The sequence below is a fragment of the Streptomyces anulatus genome, from assembly GCF_014650675.1.
Taxonomy (GTDB): Bacteria; Actinomycetota; Actinomycetes; order Streptomycetales; family Streptomycetaceae; genus Streptomyces; species Streptomyces anulatus.
Window position 1 is genome coordinate 229,615 of the sequence record NZ_BMVK01000012.1, and the last position, 19,551, is coordinate 249,165.

15 protein-coding genes are annotated in these 19,551 nt (G+C 68.9%); 5 read left to right on the forward strand and 10 right to left on the reverse strand.

Annotated features, from left to right (window positions below; genetic code table 11):
- Window positions 1-22: 22 nt before the first annotated feature.
- The 3 genes from IE272_RS27150 to IE272_RS27160 are packed head-to-tail and all read right to left on the reverse strand — an operon-like array spanning window position 23 to window position 4,294.
- Entirely contained in the window at window positions 23-2,434 is a 2,412-nt protein-coding gene (locus IE272_RS27150) for a glycoside hydrolase family 65 protein (RefSeq protein ID WP_190008418.1), read from the reverse strand.
- Entirely contained in the window at window positions 2,431-3,264 is an 834-nt protein-coding gene (locus IE272_RS27155) for an HAD family hydrolase (protein ID WP_190008420.1), read from the reverse strand. The genes IE272_RS27150 and IE272_RS27155 overlap by 4 nt, the downstream gene beginning before the upstream one ends.
- The gene (locus tag IE272_RS27160) at window positions 3,251-4,294 is read right to left on the reverse strand and encodes a zinc-dependent alcohol dehydrogenase family protein (RefSeq protein ID WP_190008422.1); all 1,044 of its coding nucleotides are present in this window, start codon (window positions 4,292-4,294) and stop codon (window positions 3,251-3,253) included. The genes IE272_RS27155 and IE272_RS27160 overlap by 14 nt, the downstream gene beginning before the upstream one ends.
- A 176-nt stretch (window positions 4,295-4,470) precedes the next feature.
- On the opposite strand from IE272_RS27160, the gene IE272_RS27165 reads away from it, so the two are divergent.
- The 3 genes from IE272_RS27165 (at window position 4,471) to IE272_RS27175 (ending at window position 8,058) form a co-directional block, all read left to right on the forward strand.
- Entirely contained in the window at window positions 4,471-5,898 is a 1,428-nt protein-coding gene (locus IE272_RS27165; RefSeq protein WP_190008424.1) for an MBL fold metallo-hydrolase RNA specificity domain-containing protein, read from the forward strand.
- Window positions 5,899-5,971: 73 nt separating this feature from the next.
- Entirely contained in the window at window positions 5,972-6,622 is a 651-nt protein-coding gene (locus IE272_RS27170) for a CBS domain-containing protein (RefSeq protein ID WP_190008427.1), read from the forward strand.
- A 53-nt stretch (window positions 6,623-6,675) separates the two neighbouring features.
- Window positions 6,676-8,058 (forward strand): nicotinate phosphoribosyltransferase, encoded by a 1,383-nt coding sequence (locus IE272_RS27175; protein WP_190008428.1) that lies wholly within the window; start codon window positions 6,676-6,678, stop codon window positions 8,056-8,058.
- On the opposite strand, the gene IE272_RS27180 is transcribed toward IE272_RS27175, so the two are convergent.
- The 4 genes from IE272_RS27180 to IE272_RS27195 form a co-directional block, all read right to left on the reverse strand.
- A complete protein-coding gene (locus IE272_RS27180) occupies window positions 7,998-10,736 on the reverse strand; it encodes a cation-translocating P-type ATPase (protein ID WP_190008430.1) in 2,739 nt (912 codons plus the stop codon). The two genes, IE272_RS27175 and IE272_RS27180, sit on opposite strands and share 61 nt — an antisense overlap.
- A 155-nt stretch (window positions 10,737-10,891) precedes the next feature.
- The gene (locus IE272_RS27185) at window positions 10,892-11,395 is read right to left on the reverse strand and encodes a flavodoxin domain-containing protein (protein WP_190008432.1); all 504 of its coding nucleotides are present in this window, start codon (window positions 11,393-11,395) and stop codon (window positions 10,892-10,894) included.
- 5 nt (window positions 11,396-11,400) lie between these two features.
- Window positions 11,401-13,806 (reverse strand): phosphoenolpyruvate synthase, encoded by a 2,406-nt coding sequence (gene ppsA / locus IE272_RS27190; RefSeq protein WP_190008434.1) that lies wholly within the window; start codon window positions 13,804-13,806, stop codon window positions 11,401-11,403.
- A gap of 101 nt (window positions 13,807-13,907) precedes the next feature.
- Window positions 13,908-14,813, reverse strand: a complete 906-nt coding sequence (locus tag IE272_RS27195; protein ID WP_190008436.1) for a universal stress protein — start codon at window positions 14,811-14,813, stop codon at window positions 13,908-13,910.
- A gap of 179 nt (window positions 14,814-14,992) precedes the next feature.
- On the opposite strand from IE272_RS27195, the gene IE272_RS27200 reads away from it, so the two are divergent.
- Window positions 14,993-15,871 (forward strand): universal stress protein, encoded by an 879-nt coding sequence (locus IE272_RS27200; protein ID WP_190008438.1) that lies wholly within the window; start codon window positions 14,993-14,995, stop codon window positions 15,869-15,871.
- Window positions 15,872-15,962: 91 nt separating this feature from the next.
- Here IE272_RS27200 and IE272_RS27205 read toward each other — a convergent pair whose 3' ends face one another.
- Together IE272_RS27205 and IE272_RS27210 are read right to left on the reverse strand one after the other, a co-directional pair.
- On the reverse strand, window positions 15,963-16,640 hold the full coding sequence (locus tag IE272_RS27205; RefSeq protein ID WP_190008440.1) for a helix-turn-helix domain-containing protein: 678 nt from the start codon (window positions 16,638-16,640) through the stop codon (window positions 15,963-15,965).
- Between the two features lie 106 nt (window positions 16,641-16,746).
- Window positions 16,747-17,646, reverse strand: coding sequence for a universal stress protein (locus tag IE272_RS27210; protein ID WP_190008476.1), 900 nt, complete (start codon window positions 17,644-17,646; stop codon window positions 16,747-16,749).
- 286 nt (window positions 17,647-17,932) lie between these two features.
- On the opposite strand from IE272_RS27210, the gene IE272_RS27215 reads away from it, so the two are divergent.
- Window positions 17,933-18,784, forward strand: coding sequence for a universal stress protein (locus tag IE272_RS27215; RefSeq protein ID WP_190008443.1), 852 nt, complete (start codon window positions 17,933-17,935; stop codon window positions 18,782-18,784).
- A gap of 90 nt (window positions 18,785-18,874) precedes the next feature.
- On the opposite strand, the gene IE272_RS27220 is transcribed toward IE272_RS27215, so the two are convergent.
- A complete protein-coding gene (locus IE272_RS27220) occupies window positions 18,875-19,450 on the reverse strand; it encodes a rhodanese-like domain-containing protein (protein ID WP_190008444.1) in 576 nt (191 codons plus the stop codon).
- Window positions 19,451-19,551 lie beyond the last annotated feature (101 nt).

A 19,551-nucleotide genomic window follows, 5' to 3' on the forward strand; every position in this document is an offset into this window, starting at 1 on the left:
TGCTGGTCTCGCGGCTGTCCGCTCACTTCTTGGATTCCTGCGGAGGCAGATGAAACCAGTGCTCCCTGCCAGGCAGCACAGCCACCCTTCTGCCCTCCGGAAGCAGCACCACCAGGGCTCCCTGGGGCGAAGGCTGGACACTGATGCCGATGCGTCCCGGGAGCAGCCGGAGCCGCACGCCGCTGTGGCCCCGGAAGCACAGAGTGAAGGAGAAGCGGGGGATTTCTCTGAGTGCCACGGGGTCGATACGCAAACCCTCCTCGCAGGGTTCCAGCCCGGTGATACCCCGCTCGACCAGATCAAGTGTTCCCGCCATGGCGCCCAGGTGGATGCCCTCGCCGGTCGTGCCGCCCTGGATGTCGGCCACATCGCTCAGGAGTGCTTCCTCCACGTACTTCCAGGCGTCCGGGCCCTTCTGACGTGCGAGGACCCAGCCGTGTACCAGGCTGCTGAGGGTAGATCCGTGGCTGGTGCGCGGAAGGTAGTAGCCGACCGTCCTGGTCCAGATCTCGTTGTCGATCCGGTAGCCGAGGCGGTCGAAGAGAGCGGTCAGCTCGGCGGGCCGGAAGAGATGGCCGAGCATGAGCGCGTCAGCTTGCTTGGACGCTTGGTAGTTGTTGACCGAGTCGCCCTCCGCCTCCAGGATCCGGTCCAGTCTCCGGATGTCGGGGTAGAGGCGCCGATAGCGCTCCCAGTCGAGTTCCTCGAGATGCCCGTAGCCCTCGAACTGGCTCAGCACACCGTGATGAAAGGGCACGTACAAGCGGCGGGAGACGTCGTCCCAGCGCGCGTGCTCCTCCGTGTCGAGCGCCAGTCGCTCCGCGAGCTCCTCGCGCCGGGCATCGGGCAGCGCGTCGAAGACCTCCAGAGCCCGGGTCAGGACCCATGCGGCCATCGCGTTGGTGTAGGCGTTGTCGTCGATGCCTGGCCGGTCCGCGCCCGGATACGCGTCGTGGTACTCGTCGGGACCGACGACCCCCCGCAGCCGATACCGGCCCCGGCCGGGGTCGAAGACCGCCGCGCTCGCCCAGTATCGGGCCACCTCCAGCAGGATGTCCGCCCCGGCCGCGTGGAGGAACCCCGGATCACCCGCTGCCTGCGCGTACCGCCAGGCATTGAGTGCCACCGCGGATCCCACGTGGCGCTGGAGGTGGGAGTGGTCCGGCAGCCACCGGCCGGAAGCGGGATTGAGGTGCATCGCCTGGGTCTCTTCGCGACCGGAACCGGCGCTCTGCCACGGGTACATGGCACCACGCGCCCCGGTACGCCGGGCAGCTGCCCGGGCGGCGGGCAGCCGCCGATGCCGGTACATCAGCATCGCGCGGGCGACTTCGGGGAAGTGGAGCGTGAGATACGGCAGGACGAACAGTTCGTCCCAGAACACATGGCCCCGGTACGCCTCTCCGTGCAGCCCGCGGGCCGGCACTCCGACGTCGAGCTCCGCCGTATGCGGCGACAGGGTCTGCAGTAGATGGAACAGGTGCAGGCGCAGTACGTGCCCGCTCTCCCCGGGCACGTGCAGCTCCGCCTGGTTCCACATGCGTTGCCAGGCAGACCTGTGCGAGCGGAGCAGTCGGCTGAAGAGCGGAGCGTGGGCGAGGCTCTCCAGGGCTGCGGCAAGCGGGTCACCGGCGGGGCGGTCGAGTGAGGTGTGCAGGGCGACCGTCTTGGTGACCGTCACCGAGTTGCCGGGCGAAACCGGGAGAACGAACCGCTGCACGACAGCTCGGGCGGCGTGAACGTACTCGGCAGGTCGTGCCGGGCTGGAGCTGGTGCGGAGGGCGAGAGCGAGGTGGACCGCCGATTGGAAGGTCCGGCAGGTGAGCCAGGCGACTCCCCCGGGCTCCGCTCCTTTGCGGTGCTCGGTGAGGTGCTGCCCGTCGAGGTCTCCGTAGCGTTCCACTCCGGCATTGGTGACAGTGCCGTCAAGAATCGACTCGACCTCGAGTCGACCGCTCCAGCCGTAGGCTCTGAACGCGCTGCGTTGAGCGGCGAGCCAGGGGATTCCCATATGGACGAATCGCTGGTGGGTGACGTGCAGACCGCGTCCCGCGCCGTCTCGGTAGAGCAGGCGACGGGTGAGAACTCCGGCTCGCAGGTCCAGATGTGTGGTGGAGCGTCTCAGTTCGGCGGAGTCGGGCGTGAGCCACTCCCCGGGTGGTCCGTCTTCGGGCAGGCAGCGGTAGCGCAGAAGCGTCCAGTTCGGGAGGTTGACCAGGTCTTCGTTCTCGACCGTCCTCCCGGCGACGGTGGATGTGAGGCGGTCGTAGCAGCCGGCCAGGTAGGTGCCCGGGTAGTGCGCGTCGTCCGCCGCGCATTCCGGTGTGCTGCCTCGCGTGGCGAACCTGCCGTTGCCGACGGTGCACAGCGCCTCGACCAGCCGTTCCGTGTGCGGATCGTAGGCGGAGTAGTTCCAGCTCCAGGCGTCGTTCATGGGCTTTCCACCCGTAGCTCGTCGACGAGAGCGGCAAGGTCGCGCAGCACAAGATCCGCCCCCATGCTGTGCAGCGCGGCATCCCTGTCGGCGCTCGGTGTCCGGTCCAGTCCGACGACGAGCCCGAAGCCTCCACGACGGGCCGCGGCCACCCCGGCTTCCGCGTCCTCGACCACCGCGGCTTCGGCCGGGCTCAGGCCCAGCCGGGAAGCGGCCTCCAGGAACAGCGCGGGGTTCGGTTTGCCGGGAAGCCTGAGCCGTGCGACATCCCTGCCGTCGACCACGGTGTCGAAGAGGCCGAGAATTCCTGCCGCTTCCAGCAGGACACCGGCATGGCGTGACGCGGAGGCCGCGGCGCACCGAATTTCCGTGGCGCGAAGGGACCGCAGTGCGGGGGCCACATCGTCGAACACGGGAACGGCCCGGGTCGAGAGCATGTGAGTGAAGGCCTGCTCCTTGCCGGCGGCGACCGCCCAGATGCTGGTGCAGCCGGGCTGGTCGCCCGGTGCGCCCAGTGGCAGCACAATGCCGCGGTCCTGCAGGAAAGCGCGGGCTCCGTCGAGCCGTGCTTTGCCGTCCACGAGGCGTCGGTACTCCGCGTTCGCGTCGAAGGGAGCCTGTCGCGGGTCGCCGGGCCTCAGCTTCTCGATGCAGCGGTCGAACGCGACTTTCCAGGCAGCGGCGTGAAGGGACGCGGAATCGAGCAGTACACCGTCGGTGTCGAAGACGACGCCCCGTGTGCCGCGCGCGACACCGGAACCGGTCCCCGTGCCCGGCTGCTCGGAGGGAGATACCGGCGAGGTAGGGACCGGTGGGTCACTGCGGGGCATGGAGTGCGACCTTCAGGGCTCCGGTGTCCGCCGCCCGGGAGAACACGTCGTACGCCTCCTCCATCTGCCCCAGTTCGAACCGGTGCGTGACCAACTCGGCCGACGGCAGCCTTCCGTTCGCCAGCATCCGCAGCAACATGGGGGTCGACGAGGTGTCCACCAGGCCCGTGGTGATGGTGACGTCCTTGATCCAGAGATCTTCGAGGTGGAGGGTGGCCGGTTTGCCGTGCACACCGATGTTGGCGACCCTGCCGCCGGGCCGGACCATCCGGGTGCACGTCTCGAAGGTCTCCGGTACGCCGACCGCTTCCATGACCACGTCGGCACCCAGACCGTCCGTCAGATCCTCAACGAGTTGCTGTGGCTCCTCGTCGGCACGGACGGTGGCTTCGGCACCGAGAGACCGGGCCGCGTCCAGCCGGGCGTCGGCGAGGTCGACGGCAATGATCCGCTCCGGCGAGTAGAGGCGGGAGGTGGCGACGGCGGCCAGGCCGATCGGCCCTGCGCCGACCACGACGACGGTGTCACCCGGGCTCACCCCGCCGTTGCGGACACCGACCTCGTAAGCGGTCGGGAAGATGTCGGCCAGAAGGACGGCGTCGACGCTGTCGACGGCATTGGGCAGCGGATAGACCGAGAGGTCGGCGAAGGGCACGCGGACGTATTCCGCCTGGGTTCCGTCGATGGTGTGCCCGAGCACCCAGCCCCCTCCGCCCCGGCACTGTCCGTAGCGGGCCTCCCGGCAGAAACGGCACCTCCCGCAGGCCGAGATGCAGGAGACCAGCACCCGGTCCCCCGGCCGGACGGTGCGAACGTCCCCGCCGGCCTCCACCACCGTGCCCACCGCCTCGTGGCCCAGTACCCGCCCCGGTGGCACCTCGGGCACGTCACCCTTGACTATGTGCAGGTCCGTGCCACAGATGGTGACCGCGTCGACGCGCACAATGACATCGGAAGCGTCCTCGATGCCTGGGTCGGGGACGTCCCGCCACGTGGTGCGGCCTGGCTCCTGGAAGACGAGCGCCTTCATGACATGGCCTTCTTCCTGTGCGTAATCCCGCGAGATTCGCTACCAGACTGACTCCACGGACCAGTGGTCCGCATGGGCCGGTCGGTCCCCATGAGGGCCCCCGGCGGTCCCCTGCTGATCAGGGGGACGAGTGGGAAAGTGGGAGTGCGCCCGCATCGACGGCAAGGGGGTACTTCATGTCCCGGCCGACACCGCCGCCCGTCCTTCCAGCCTCCCGCGCGGCTCTGCTCACGTTCCTCGGTGCCACGGGCACCGTGACCGGCAGCAAGTTCCTGGTCGAGAGCGACCACAGCCGCATCCTCGTGGACTGCGGGCTCTTCCAGGGTTTCGCCGATCTGCGGCGCCGCAACTGGGAGAAGTTCGCCCGGCCCCCCGCCGACCTCCACGCCGTCGTGGTCACCCACGCGCACCTGGATCACTGCGGGTATCTCCCCCGCCTCGTCCGGCAGGGGTTTCGCGGCCCGATCCTCATGAGTGCCGACACGGCGCGGCTCGCCGAGATCGTCCTGCGGGACAGCGCGCGGCTCCAGATGGAATCGGCTCAGCACGCGAACACCCACGGCTGGTCCAAGCACCGCCCCGCCAAGCCGCTGTACGACGACGCCGACGTGGAGAAGACGCTGAGCTTCTTCGATCCCGTGCCGGTCGGCAGCGAGGTCGAGATCATGGCGGGCACCCGGCTGACACTGCATCGCGCAGGCCACATCCTTGGCTCCGCCTGGGCCCATCTCACCCTGGAGGACGGTCACGCCCTGGCAGTGTCCGGCGATCTGGGTCGCCCGGGTCACCCGCTGCTGCTACCCCCGGAGCCGTTTTCGGGCGCCGACGTACTCCTGGTGGAGAGCACCTACGGCGACCGCCGCCACGCCCCCGCCGAGAGCCGCGCCGCCTTCGCCTCCACCATCGGACGCACCCTCGCGCGAGGCGGCACCGTCGTCATCCCCGCCTTCGCCATCGACCGGACCGAGGTCGTCCTCCACGAACTGGTCGAGCTGCGCGCCGCCGGCGTGCTGCCCGCTTCGGTACCCGTGTACGTGGACAGTCCGATGGCCCTCGCAGCCCTGGACGTCTACCGGCAAGCGGTGCGCGACCGGTCACCGGAGCTCAGGCCGGACGTTCTGGGCCAGGGGGCGGGAGCTCTGAGTCCCGACCCGTTCCTGGCGGCCCGGACGGTCCAGGAGTCCATCGCGATCAACAGTGCGCGCGGGCCGTGCGTCATCGTCTCCTCAGCCGGGATGGCCACCGGCGGCCGGGTCCTGCACCACCTGCGCCGACTGCTGCCCGACCCGCGCAACACCGTCGTCGTCGTAGGCTTCGCCGCGGCCGGAACACGCGCCAGAGACCTCGTGGACGGCGCCCCTGCACTCAAGATGTTCGGCGAGTACATCCCCGTCCGCGCGGAGGTCGCCGATGTTCCACACTTCTCGGCGCACGCCGACGGGAGTCAGATCCTCGACTGGCTGCGCGGAGCCCCGCCCCCGCACACGACGTACGTGGTGCACGGCGAGCCGTCGGCGGCTGCGACGCTGCGCACCCGCATCTCCGACGAGCTCGGCTGGACCGCCGTCGTCCCACGCTCGGGAGAAGCCGTGCTGGTCCGATGACCGACTCCGATGGCTGGCCCCAGCCTCACCAATTCACACCACAGACCTGCTCGCCGGCGTTGAGGAGAGGATCATGACTCCACACCCCTACACCGTTGCCGACGTCATGACGAAGAAGGTCGTCGCGGTCGCGCCGAAGGCGTCGTTCAAGGACATCGTGACCGCCATGTCACGGTGGTCCGTCAGCGCTCTCCCGGTCATCGAAGGGGAGGGCCATGTCGTGGGGGTGGTCTCGGAGGCCGACCTGCTGCCGAAGGAGGAGTTCCACGAGCGGCGTCCCGGTCTCGTGGAACAGATGCGCCGTCTGGACGCGACGGCCAAGGCGGGCTCGTCGTCCGCCGAGGACCTGATGACCCGGCCGGCCCTCACCATCGCCCCGGACGCGCCGCTGCCGCAGGCCGCCCGGCTGATGGCCACCCGCGGAGTGAAGCGCCTGCCGGTCGTCGAGGGGGACATCCTCAAAGGCATCGTCAGCAGGTCGGACCTGCTCAAAGTCTTCCTCAGGCCTGACGACGAGCTCGCCGAGGAGGTACGGGAACAGGTGGTCGCGCGGCTCTTCCCCGTGTCGCGGGAGCAGGTGACCGTTCAGGTCGATGCGGGCGTCGTGACGATGTCGGGTGTGGTCAGGGAATCACGCCTGCTCCCGGTGGCAACCCGTCTGGCACGTGCTGTCGAAGGAGTGGTCGACGTACAGTGCGAGCTGACCGCTGCCGAAGCCGGGTGAAGGGCATCCCACGCCGCCGTGCGTGACCCTGATCGGCGGCGCATGCTCGAAGTATGTCCCAGGTGACCACCACGGATCTGTACGAGGTCACGATGGCACTGTCCTATGTGCGTGAAGGCATGCGGGCACCAGCCACGTTCAGCCTCTTCGCGAGAAATCTGCCTCCTGGACGCGGCTTTCTCGTCGCGGCGGGACTCGAACCCGCACTTGACTACCTCTCCGGGTTCCGGGTCGAGAAGTCGGACACGGATGAGTTCGCTCAGGTGATGCACCTGCCGCCCGAGGACCTCGCACCGCTGCGAGGACTGGCTTTCGACGGCCAGGTCCGTGCTGTTCCCGAGGGGCGGCTGGTCTTCGCCGGGGAGCCCTTGCTGGAGGTCACCGCCCCGCTGCCCCAGGCCCAGTTGGTGGAGACGTACCTCTTGTCGTTGGTCTGTCATCAGACAGCGGTCGCCGCCAAGGCCGGACGGTGCGTCCTCGCGGCAGCGGGCCGTCCACTCGTCGATTTCTCCCTGCGCCGGTGCCACGGCCCGGAAGCGGGCTCCCAGGCCGCCCGACTGTGCGCCACGGTGGGCTTCGCGGGCACGAGCAACGTCGCCGCCGCAGCTCGGTACGGCATCGACGCCTCCGGCACGATGGCCCACTCGTACATCGAGTGCTTCCCCTCCGAGGAAGACGCGTTCCGAGCCTTCGCCCGAACTCACCGAGGGCCCCTGACCCTCCTGGTGGACACGTACGACACCGACCGCGGAGTCACCACCGCCGCCCGGGTCCTTTCGGACCTGGCGCGCGGCCCAGGGTGCGGCATCCGGCTGGACAGCGGCGATCTCGGGCCCCTGGCCTACCGGGCCCGCGAGACGCTGGACGCGGCCGGGCTGCGTGACGTGCGGATCATCGCCAGCGGAGGGCTGGACGAGTACGCGGTCGACGCCCTGGTGCGCGACGGAGCGCCCATCGACGTCTTCGCCCTGGGCACACGCGTCGGCGTCGCCGCCGACGCGCCCTATCTCGATGCGGCGTACAAGCTGGTCGAGTACGACGGCACACCGGTCATGAAGCTCTCCTCGGCCAAGGTCACCGCTCCCGCACCCAAGCAGGTCTTCCGTGGACCAGGACTCCGGGACGTGATCGGCCTGGAAACCGAAGAACCACCCGAGGGCACGGAGCCGCTGCTGCGGACGGTCATGCGTGATGGGCTTCGCACCGGCCCTCCCGATGATCTCGGCGCGGCTCGTGCACGGTTCGAAGCCGACCTCGGCGAACTGCCGCCGGACGCCCGGCGCATCGAGGGGCCCGTGCCGCCGGCCCCCCGGTACTCGGCTCGGCTGGACAAGGTCACCGCACAGGTGCGGGAGCGGCTGGCACCACAGGGGCCTCATGGCCGACCGGAGGAGCGGACCGGGCCGACCCGCTCTGCCGATCCCGCGTCCGGCTGACTGTGACGCCTACGTGCGCGTCGCATCTCGTCCGTTCCCCAGACGAGGATGGGGAAGGTGGCCACGAGCGCAACGACGTCCCACGGCAGCGCCGCAGTGCCGAACAGGTCTTGGAGCGGTGGGAGATACACAAGGGCGGCGGTGAAGGCCAGTTCGAAGGCGATGCCCGCGAGCAGCAGAGGGTTGGTGAACAGGCCGATGTCGCGTAGGGCGGCATGGTCGGTGCGGGCCGCGACCGCCGTGCCGACCTGGCAGGTGACGATGCCGGCGAAGGTGGCCGTGGTGGCCATGGTGTAGGCGTGGTGCAGAGCCGTGCCTTCGCCGGTGGGTGCTCCAGGAGTCCAGCCGGAGCGCCAGAGCACGTAGAAGAACGCTCCCATCACCAGGGCTGCCGACACGAGACCGAGGTAGCCCCAGCTGCGTATCAGCATGTCGCGGGAGATGACTCCCTGGCGGTGCGGTCGGGGCGGTCGTTTCATGGTGCCGGGCTCGGACCGCTCGCGGCCCAGGGCCAGCGCGGGCAGGGTTTCGGTGCCGAGGTCGATGGCGAGGATCTGCAACACGGTGAGTGGCAGCGGGACGGCTCCGGCCGACAGCGCGAACACGAGGAAGGGCACGACCTCCGGGGTGGTGTGCGCGAAGATGTAGACGATGAACTTCCGTACGTTGTCGTAGACACGTCGTCCGGATTCGACCGCCGCGACGATGGTGGCGAAGTCGTCGTCGGTCAGGACCATGGTGGCGGCCTCACGAGCCACGTCGGTGCCCGACTTGCCCATGGCCACGCCTATGTGGGCTCGGTGCAGAGCCGGTGCGTCGTTCACGCCGTCGCCTGTCATCGCCACGATCCGGCCGTGGGCACGCAGGGCATCGGCCACTTTCAGTTTCGTCTCGGGCGAGGACCTCGCGAAGACCACTTCGACGTCGTCCTCCACCAGAAGTCGGTCGAGCTCCTCGTCCGTGATCGATTCGGAGGCGGGTACGACGTGCAGGCGGGGAACTCCTATGCCGACCTCACGAGCCACGGCAGCAGCGGTGGCACCGTTGTCGCCGGTCACGATGAGCACCCGGATACCGGCGTCGTGACAACAGCGCACGGCCTCGGCAACCTCCGTACGCGGTGGGTCGTAGAGCCCGACCAGCCCCAGCAGCGTCAGCTCGGATTCGGCATCCTCTCGCTTCGACGGGCCTTTCGTGCCCTCGGGCCACTCCCGTCCCGCGACAGCGAGGACACGCATACCCTTCCCCGCCATGCTCTCCGTGGCCTCGCGTGCCGACTCCACGTCCGCGGCGGTGCGGAGGCGTGGCAGTACGGCCTCCGGGGCGCCTTTCACCACGACGCGGAGAGAGCCCGTCCCCTGGTCGCCCTGAACGATCGACATCAACCGCAGCCGAGGGTCGAACCGGAACAGCGCCCGCCGATCCGCGTCGCGTTCTGCCAGGTCCAGGGGCGCGCCCCGGTCGGCCGCCCCCTCGACGAGGGCTGTCTCTGTGGGGTCGCCCTGCAGGGCCCCCTCGTCCGTGCAGGTAACAGTGGTGCACAGTGAGGCGGTGTGCGCGAGCTCGGCGGCCCAGGGGCCGGCTGAGGTGCCGTGACCGGGAGTCCATACGGTCTGCAGCCGCATCCGGTTGCGGGTGAGTGTGCCGGTCTTGTCGGTACAGATGACGTCCGTGGAGCCGAGGGTCTCGACGGCGCTCAGCCGCTTGACCACTGCTCCTCGGCGGGCCAGTGACCGTACGCCGACCGCAAGGGCCAGCGTGATCGTGGGGAGCAGGCCTTCGGGAACGTTGGCGACGAGGAGGCCGATCGCGAACGTCAAGGAATCGGTGAGAGGCAGACCGACGGCCACCCCGAGGACGAGGAAGACCATTCCCATCGCGACAGCTACGGCGGCGATGAACCAGGCCACTTTCTTGACCTGCTGCTCCAGCGGGCTCGGCTCCCGCCTGGAACGCTGGCTGAGCGCAGCGATACGTCCGAGCTCCGTGCGGTCCCCGGTGGCGAACACCGTGGCCCGGGCCTGCCCTCCCAGGCAGGTAGTTCCGCTGAACACGAGGTTGGGTTCCTCGATGAGCGGGGCGCCTGCCCGGCCGGAGGCGTCTGTCCTCTCCACGGGCGCGGATTCCCCCGTCAGCATGGAGAGGTCGACCTCGACTCCGCCGTCGGTCACCCGCGCGTCGGCCGGAACCTTGCCCCCTTCCTCCAGGAGGACCACGTCGCCCGGAACGAGGTCCCGGGCTTCGACTTGCCGGGTTCTGCCGTCCCGGACGGCGAAGGCGTGTTCGGGCAGGTAGCGGGCGAGGGTCTCGACCGCCCGCTCGGCCTGGCGTTCCTGGAGCAGCGCGAAGGCGGCGTTGACCGCGATCACGGCGAGGATCGCCCAGCCGAGCACCGCGAGTCCGGCCACGAAGGCGAGGGCCGCGGCGGCCCACAGCAGGAGGGCCAAGGGGTAGGCGAGCTGTGCGGACAGCTCGCGGAGGAAGGAGGAGTGGGCCTTCGACCGCACTTCGTTGGGGCCGTGGACAGCGAGGCGACGGGATGCCTCTCGCGCGGAGAGCCCTTCGGGGCCGGTGGCGAGCTCGCGGCGCAGTCGGGGAACCGGCTCGCTGGGATCGAATGTCTCGCCCGGAGTCGGGAAGGCGTTGCCTTTGCCTTCGGTCGGTGGTTCCTCAGTCATCGCCGGTCCCGTGGCGCGATCTCACCGGACGCACTGCAGGGGTGCGCGGGCTGGCGGACCACGGAGCAGCGCTCGTCGACGGGCCGCTCATGGTCGTTGTCCTTCGCCATGCCGCCCTCCTCCTTGCTCGCGACAGCCCTGGCTCACTCGACCGGTCAGGAGGAAGTGGCTAGTTGGGCTGCGATGTGGTGGGCCCATTGGCGGATGCGTTCCGGGTTTCGGAAGTCACCGCCCTTCCCGTGTCGGACCAGGCTGTGGGCGATCCGGCCCGGAGTCTCCGCCGTGAGAGCTCCGCCGAACGTGATGTGCTCCCGTGCGCCAAGACGCTGCATCCAGCGGGCAACCCCACGTACCGGCGCGATATCCCGCCGTTCAGCCGAATCGTCGACCGGCCCGCTGCTGAAGAGCCAGACAGGCAGCTGCCTCAGCTGCCCCGCATGACGTCGGGCGCACCGGCGGGCCTCGACGTGCCAGCGTCCTGCGTAGACAGCGCCACCGAGAATCACGGCGTCGTAGCCGCTCACGTCGTCGACACGGTCGGCGGGCTTCACCACCGCATCGAATCCGTCGGAGCGAAGCGCCTCTCCCAACTCCTCAGCGATTCCCTGTGTCGCTCCGTGCTTGCTTCCGTAGGCAATCAGCACACGTGTGTTGTGCATGTCATTCACCTTGCTCCTGGGTGGACATCCCCATCTCTCCGAAGGCCCTCGGCGCGCGCCACATGTTCCTTCACCGCGGCGAAGCTGTCCGGAGCCACAGAGATCGAGTCGATGCCGGACCTCACGAGAAACTCGGTGAAAGCGGGATCGTCACTGGGCCGCTGACCGCACAGACCGACGGTGCGTCCAGCCTTATGGGCTCCGGCCACCAAGCGCTGGATGCTGCGAGTGACCGCCGGGTCGCTTTCGTCAAACAAGTGGGCGAGTGCTTCCGAGTCCCGGTCGACGCCGAGCGTCAACTGGGTCAGGTCGTTACTTCCGATGGAGAAGCCGTCGAACCGTTCAGCGAACTCCAGGACAAGGATGATGTTGGCGGGTATCTCCGCCATGACGTAGACCTTCAGCCCGTTCTGACCTCGCCTGAGGCCCTGCTCGCCCATCACATCGAGCACCAGGTCGGCCTCGCCGGGCGTCCGGCAGAACGGAATCATGACGACGACGTTGGTGAGACCCATCTCGTCGCGGACCCGGCGAAGGGCACGGCATTCCAAGGCGAACCCCTCCCGGTAGCCATCGCTGTAGTAGCGGCTGGCGCCTCGCCAGCCGATCATGGGGTTAGCCTCGTCGGGCTCGAAGGTGCGCCCCCCGAGCAGCCGCGCGTACTCGTTGGTCTTGAAGTCACTGGTACGCACCACCACGGGGTCGGGCCAGCGTGATGCGGCAATCCGGGCGATACCTCGGGACAGCCGATCGACGAAATACGCCCCCCGGTCCTGGTATCCCTCGGTGAGTCGCTCGATGCCGCGGCGGTCATCCGCGTCGAGCTTCTCCGGGTGAAGCAGCGCCATGGGGTGGGCCTTCACCTGATGGGCGACGATGAACTCCAGCCGGGCGAGCCCGACCCCGTCGGCCGGCAGGCGCCACCAGCGCAGGGCGGCGGACGGATCGGCGAGATTGAGCATGATGCGCGTACGCGTCTTCGGGACGGTCGAGAGATCGGTCTCGCGCTCCTCGTAGGGGAGCAGACCGTCGTAGACGCGTCCGCGATCTCCTTCCGCGCAGGACACCGTGACGTCGTGTGCCTGTCGCAGGACGCGCGTCGCGCTGCCGGTGCCGATGACGGCGGGGACTCCGAGTTCCCGGCTGACGATGGCCGCGTGGGACGTGCGTCCGCCGTGATCGGTGATGATCGCCGAGGCACGCTTCATCACGGGCTCCCAGTCCGGGTCGGTGAGGCCGGTGACCAGGACGCCGCCCTCGGGAAATGCCTCCCGGGCGACCGGGGCGGTCAGCGGTATGACCGGTCCCTGTCCGATCGCCTCACCGACGGCTGTCCCTTCGATCAGTGGCTGCCCCGGTTTCACCGTCAGGCGGCATTCCCGAATCGCGGTGATGCGCCGGCGGGACTGAACGGTCTCGGGGCGCGCCTGGACGATCGCGAGCTCTCCGGTGATCCCGTCCTTGGCCCATTCCAGGTCCATCGGGCAGCCGTAGTGCTCCTCGACAGCTCTGGCCCATCCAGCGAGTGTGCGGACGTCGTCGTCGCCGAGCACTCGGCGTACGCGTTCGGCCGGGGTCGTGTCCACGGTGCGGGTGAGTCCGGTCTCCGCGTACACAGTCTTGCGCTGTTTGGCGCCCACCCGCACATCGATCAGCGGGTTCAGGGAAGCGTCCTTGAGGCTGGGCTTGAAGACGGTGTACTCGTCGGGGTCCACCTGTCCGCTCACCACGGTCTCGCCGAGTCCCCATGCCGCGCTGACCACGATCACGTCGGGGAATCCGGTCTCGGGGTCCAGGGTGAAGATCACTCCTGCGCCGGCCCTATCCGCGCGGACCATGACCTGCACACCCACCGACAGCGCGACGGACAAGTGGTCGAAGCCCATGCGTTCCCGGTAGTCGATGGCCCGGTCGGTGAACAGCGAGGCGAAACAGCGATGGCAGGATTCGAGCAGTTGTTCAGGTCCGCGCACATTGAGATACGTATCCTGCTGACCGGCGAAACTGGCCTCGGGCAGGTCCTCGGCGGTGGCGCTGCTGCGCACGGCGACGGGGGGATCCTCGCTGCCCGTGCGGCGAGCGAGATCCTCGTAAGCGGTGACGATTTCGCCCGGGAGCGATGTCGGCAGTGGCTCGCGCAGTATCAGCGCGCGGATGGCCCCACCGACTTCCTCCAGTGGGGCGCTGTCGTGCAGACGCGCGATCTGATCCTCGATGGAGGTACGCAAGCCGTGCGCGGCCAGTAGTTCCTCGTACGCCTGGGCAGTCGTGGCGAATCCCGGTGGGATGCGCACGCCTGCGGCGCCGAGGTGTGCGGTCAGCTCACCGAGCGAGGCGTTCTTCCCTCCCACGCTCCCGATGTCCTGTCGGCCGAGCTCCGTGAACGGTATGACGTGTCGCCGAGCTGCCATGGCGGTCTCCGTAGGTTCGCGTACCAGTTAGCGGCGTGAACAGCACCCCAGGGGGAGGCGTGCCCGAGCACCGAGCCGACTCCTCCCCGGGGGATACGCAGTCACGGTTGATCAGCTGTGTCCACGTACTCAGGGGGGACGATCTCGACGGGGCAATGCCCGTGATGCAGAACGGCATGACTGACCCGCCCGAGCGCCGGTCCCAGTCCGAGCAGGTGTCGTCGGCTTCCCAGGACCATGAGATCTGTGTGCTTCGAGGCCTCGACGAGGATTCCCGGGACGCTGGTCCCGGTCTCGACGTGATGGGTGACCGTGAGGTCGGGATAGACCTCCCCTATCCGCCCGGCCATCGCGGTCACCTCGTGTACCTGTTGCTTCGCAACCTCGCCGAGGCTGTCGAGCATGGTGGTGACCGTGCCGACCTGGGCCAGGACGTTGCAGACACTCAGCAGCCGGAGTGAGGCCTTACGCGCCTGCGCCTCGGCGGCCGCCAGCATCAGCCAGTCGAGGTCGGACGCGCCATGCACCGCCGCTGTGACCACACCGGTCGTTGCCCGGTCGAGCTCACCCCGCACGACGATCACAGGCACCTCGTTCCGCGCCGCCAGACCCAGCCCGACAGATCCGAGCATCAGGGCACCGAAGCCGCCCAAGCCTCGGCTTCCCACAACGATCGTCCCGCGCTCACCGGCCGCCGCCCGTAGCCCGCCCACCGGGTCGATGCGGCTGAGTTCCTTCGTCACGATGAGGCCGGGGTATCGGTCACTTACCGCTTCCGCCGTGTCGGTCAGCAGGTCACGGCCAGCCTCGAGTATCGCCTGGATGGCCTCCACACCCGCATAGAGCATGCGGTGATCGGTGTCAGCGGCATGGACGATATGGAGCGGGCGACCGCGACGGTCCGCTTCCTCCGCAGCCCACAGCGCCGCCGCCCATGCCGGGGCGGACGCGTCCACACCGACGACGACGGCACCGAGTGTGACAGGGGCGGAAGTAGTGCTGGTCATGTCTCCTCCTCGGGATGGTCCAGAGGCCTGCACGTGCAACGGTTCCACCGCGGCGCGTTGCCGGCATGGGCCGTTCGGTCCCGATCGAGACCTGTCGGCCCTCCCTCCACCGGGGCCTCGGCGAGACCCTGGTTGCAGGGTTTCGACCCAGGAGCCCCGTACATCGAGGAGGCGCTGTCATGACGGGTCACGTCACTGTCGGCCTGGACGAGTCCCCCGAAGGCCTCGCGGCAGCCCGTTGGGCCGCGCGGGAGGCCGCACTGCGCGGTGTCCCGTTGCACCTCGTGCATGTGGAGGAGTGGCCGGTCACCCCGGAGATCCCGCAGACCTTCACACAGTCGCTCGTCGAACGGTACGAAGCTCTGCTGCGGGACACCGCGGAAAGGGCCCGCCGGGATCATCCCGGTCTGGAGGTGACCACAGAACTGGTTCAGGGCCGGGCCGTCGACGAGTTGACGCGCGCCGCGAACGAAGCCGAGGTCACCGCTCTCGGGTCACGGGGACTCGGAAGACTCCTCGGCTTCCTCATCGGTTCGGTGTCACTGGGGGTCGTAGCGAAAACGCGGAGCCCGGTGGTTCTGGTGCGTCCGCAGGTAAGCGACGCCGCCTCCCCATCCGAAGAACCCTCAGACGGCCGCCCCGGGATCGTCCTGGGCCTTGATGTTTCCCGTCCCTGCGACCCGCTGCTCGCCTTCGCCTTCGAACAAGCGGCCCGCAGAGGCGCGGCGCTCCAGGCCGTACACAGCTGGTCACTGCCGGCAACCTACACGTATGCGGCGATCCTCGACCCGGACGTCGGCAGCGGACTCGGCCAGCACGCCGCCCAAGCACTCACCGACATGCTGCGCCCCTGGCGGGCCGAATTCCCCCAGGTCGACGTCACGGAGACGGCAGTCATGGCCCCGCCGGCCGGCGAGCTCGTCGAGGCGTCCCAGGGAGCCGATCTCGTCGTCGTAGGCCGACGCAGCAGCAGACCGGTGGGGCCCCATGTCGGCCACGTCACCCACGCTGTGATTCACCACAGCTCCGCACCGGTCGCCGTGGTCCCCTACGAGTGACGTCAGCCGTAGCCAGCGCCTTCGTAGCTGCGGGTCTGGTGCTACCCCCTCCCCGCTGGAGGGGGTAGCACCAGGCCCGCACAGGCCCGCGTCAGTAGGCGTCGCCCGGAGCATCGGGAACAAGAATCTTCCGCCCAGTGACTCGCCGGGCCCCGAGGAGCATGACGTGCTCACGCTCCTCACCTGCCCAGGGAGTCGAGTACGCCATTTCCCTGAGCCGCTGGGCGGTCTCTTCGTCCGCAACCGAACGAACGGTTCCGACGATCAACACGCTCCAGCCTTTACTGAAGGCGTCGTCGATATGGTCGGCCTCGAAAGCAATCTCCGTGTCGGCAGCAGCAGCGAGCGGGGAAGCGCTTCCCGTACTGAACACGACCTCGCCGTCCAGCACCTGGTAGTTGACCGGCAGCACGACCGGTCCGTCCTCCAGCGTCAGGGCAACCCGCCCTACGCCGTGGTCTCCCAGCAGCGTCCAGCACATTGCCTCGTCGAGTTCGACCATCCGGGCCCTACGGGCTCCGCGGCCGATGCCGGGCGGCAGGTCGCCCGTACTTCCCGACAGTTCCTCAACCGTGGTCTCCAGCGCGTCGGCCAGCCGAAGGAGGAAGCCAATGCCCGGTGTGGCGGGCTGCTCCTCGACATACTCGATGTAGCCGGGCGCGGCTCCTGCCCGCAGCGCTACGTCCTGCCGGGACAGTCCGAGCTGCAGGCGGCGTGCCGCGATGCGTCGGCCCATGTCGCCTTTGGCCGGAGGCGGTGCTGAGGACATCGCTGGCTCCTTGCTCCTCGACTTCTCCCGCCGGGGCGGGTCCTGCGGCTCACGCTAGCCAGAACCAGGAGCAGACGCAGCGCGGAGGCCGGCCCGGTGTCGGAACTCAGACATCGGTCGTCGCAGCATCGGTGACGCGTTGGGGCACGACGACCACGGGGCACGCGGCGTGGTGCAGCGCTCGGTGGGCCACCCTGCCAAGCTCAAGGCCGATGAAGCTCCCCTGGCGTCGTGCTCCGACGACCATCAGGTCGGCCGCAGCCGACCGCTCGACCAGGATCTTGGCAGCCGCCCCCTCCGGGGTGGCCCTGCTCACCCGGACATCCGGATACTCCCGGGCCGGTCCTTCAAGGGCCTTGTCGAGAAGCGCGGCGGCACGCGCTTCCGCCGAGTGTGCCGGATCGCCCGTGATGAGCGGGTGTTCGGCGGGCCTCGATGTCGGTTGGCGCCACGCGCTGAGAACGCTGAGGGCACAGCCGCGAGCGGCCGCCTCACGGAAGGCGAAGCGCACCGCAGGAGCCTCGACATCCCTGCCGCCCACCCCCAAGAGGATGCGCCGGTGTCGGGAGGCGAGCGCTACGTCATCCCCACGTACCACGACCACGGGACACACGCTGCGGGCCGCCACGACGAGGCTCACCGAGCCCAGCAGCACGGACGCCAGTTGTCCTCGCCCCCGTGATCCCACGACGATCGCCGAGGCCGAGGCTCCCTCTCTCAGCAGGGCGCTGGTCGCGTCCTCGGCGCGCACTTCGGTGGAAACGGCAAGATCGGGCACGCGGAGCCGTGCGCGCTCGGCAGCGGCGCCGAGGATGTTCTCGGCGAGAATCCGCCCCGCCGGCCGTTCCAGGCCGCCCGTCGGTACCGCTCCCTCGTACCGCTCCCAGAGAGAGGCGTACACCAGCCTCAGCGGGGTCGCATGACGCGCGGCCTCGTCAGCGGCCCAGTCCACTGCCTGGAGACTGGATTCAGAGCCGTCGACCCCTACAACCAGCGGCGCTTGCATCATGCCCACCACCCTTCTTCGAAGGATTGACTGCTCCCAGGCTGGCACCGGGCACGGTGCCGGGCCAGGGCCGGTCGGTCCCCACCTCTCTCCGACCGACCCAGGAGCGGTACGGCTGGGTGTGCTGTGGGCTGATCGGTCCGGGACAGGGCCGCATGGCCCCTCCTAGACCAAGGCATCCACGTCGATGCTGGGAGAAGGGTCGTCACTACTCGGCAGACGGGACTGAGCCGACATGACAAGGGCGGGCTTTCCCTCAAATGCGGGCGGGCCGCAGGCGAGCGGCATGATCGGTTCCGTGGTCGCGGGTTTCGACGGATCCCCGCAGAGCAGCGTGGCCGCATACTGGGCTGCCCGGGAGGCCGACCTACGTGCTGTCCCTCTGCGACTCATTCATGTCCAGGAGCCGTCGGCTCTTGGACATGTCTTCCGCGCACCGGACAGTCGAAGCCGCCGTTCTGCACAGCATCTCCTCGCCCGGACAGCCGACGAGCTCCGTAGGACCTTTCCCGCCCTGGACATCAGCATCCATTCAGTGGACGGCAGCCCCATTGACGTGCTGTCCGAGTCCGCTGCGGACTCGGACATGATCGTCCTTGGCTCCCGTGCGCTCGGGCCGGTCATGGGCTTCGTCCTCGGCTCCGTGAGCATGGCGGTCATAGGCGCCACGAACTGCCCGGTCGTGTCGGTGCGGGCCAAGGACGACGCCTCGTACGGCGACCTGGTTGTGGGCGTCGACGTACGCCAGCACTGTAAGGCATTGCTCCGCTTCGCCTTCGACGAAGCGGAGCAGCGCGGCTGCGGCATTCGCTTCCTGAGTGCTTGGGCTCTGCCCCCGCTCGTGGGATACGGGGCAGCGTACGACCCAAGGGTGCACGCTCAGTTGGAGATGAGCGCCAAGGCGACCCTCGACGATGTACTGATGCCGTGGAAGAAGCGGTACCCGGACGTGCGGACCACAGCACAGGCGAACGTCGGGCACGCTGCCACGCAGCTTGTCGACAGTGGCCGTGAGGCCGGACTGACCGTGGTCGGCCGCCGAGTACGGGATTCTTCCCTGGGCACGCATATCGGTCCGGTCGCCCACGCGGTGCTCCATCACGCCCGGACGCCCGTGGTCGTCGCTCCCCTCACCTGAGCGCGTCGCTCAGCGTGCTCCGGACACCGCAGAACCGCAACAGTGCAACGTTCGGGTACGAGCATGCCGCTCCCTTCGCGTCGTGCTCGGTCAGCGCCTGCGCAGTGCCGCAAGAGTGTTGTCGAGGTCGGCCGCGTCTGGGCGGTTGTGGGGCAGTTTGGCGAGGATGGCGGCCATGCCGCAGGTGTTGGTGAGGGCGGAGAAGACCAGTCCGCCGGCGATGCCTGCCGAGAGGATCTGGAACGCGGGGTGGACGAGGAGGCCGAGGAGCAGGCCGAGGAGGACGACGGTTCCGGCGGTGAGGCGGACCTGCCGTTCCATGCCCCAGGTCGCTCGGAGGTTTCCTTGGGGGCGGTGCAGGTCGTGGCCTTCGGCCGCCCAGGCGCTGGTGCCACCGCTGAGCGTGGCGGTCGTGATGCCGTTCTCGGCGAGGATGCGGCAGGCGTTCTCCGAGCGGGCGCCGGACGCGCAGACGATCAGAACGTCACCACGGTCGGCGGCGTGTCGAATGTCGGCGAGTGCTCGCTGGAGCCGGTCCAGGGGGATGTTGAGGGCGCCGGGCAGATGGCCGCCGGCGTACTCGCCGGGGGTGCGGACGTCGATGACGGTCAACTCGTGGAGGCGGCTGCGGGTCTCGTGGGTGGAGAGGGCGGAGGGCGTGGTCATGACGGGTGTCATCCTTTTCTGTCGGCGGGGCCCTCACCAAGGAGGAGTACATTACCCCTGGGGGTATTTTATGAGGAGTGATGATGGAGCTTGATCTGGCG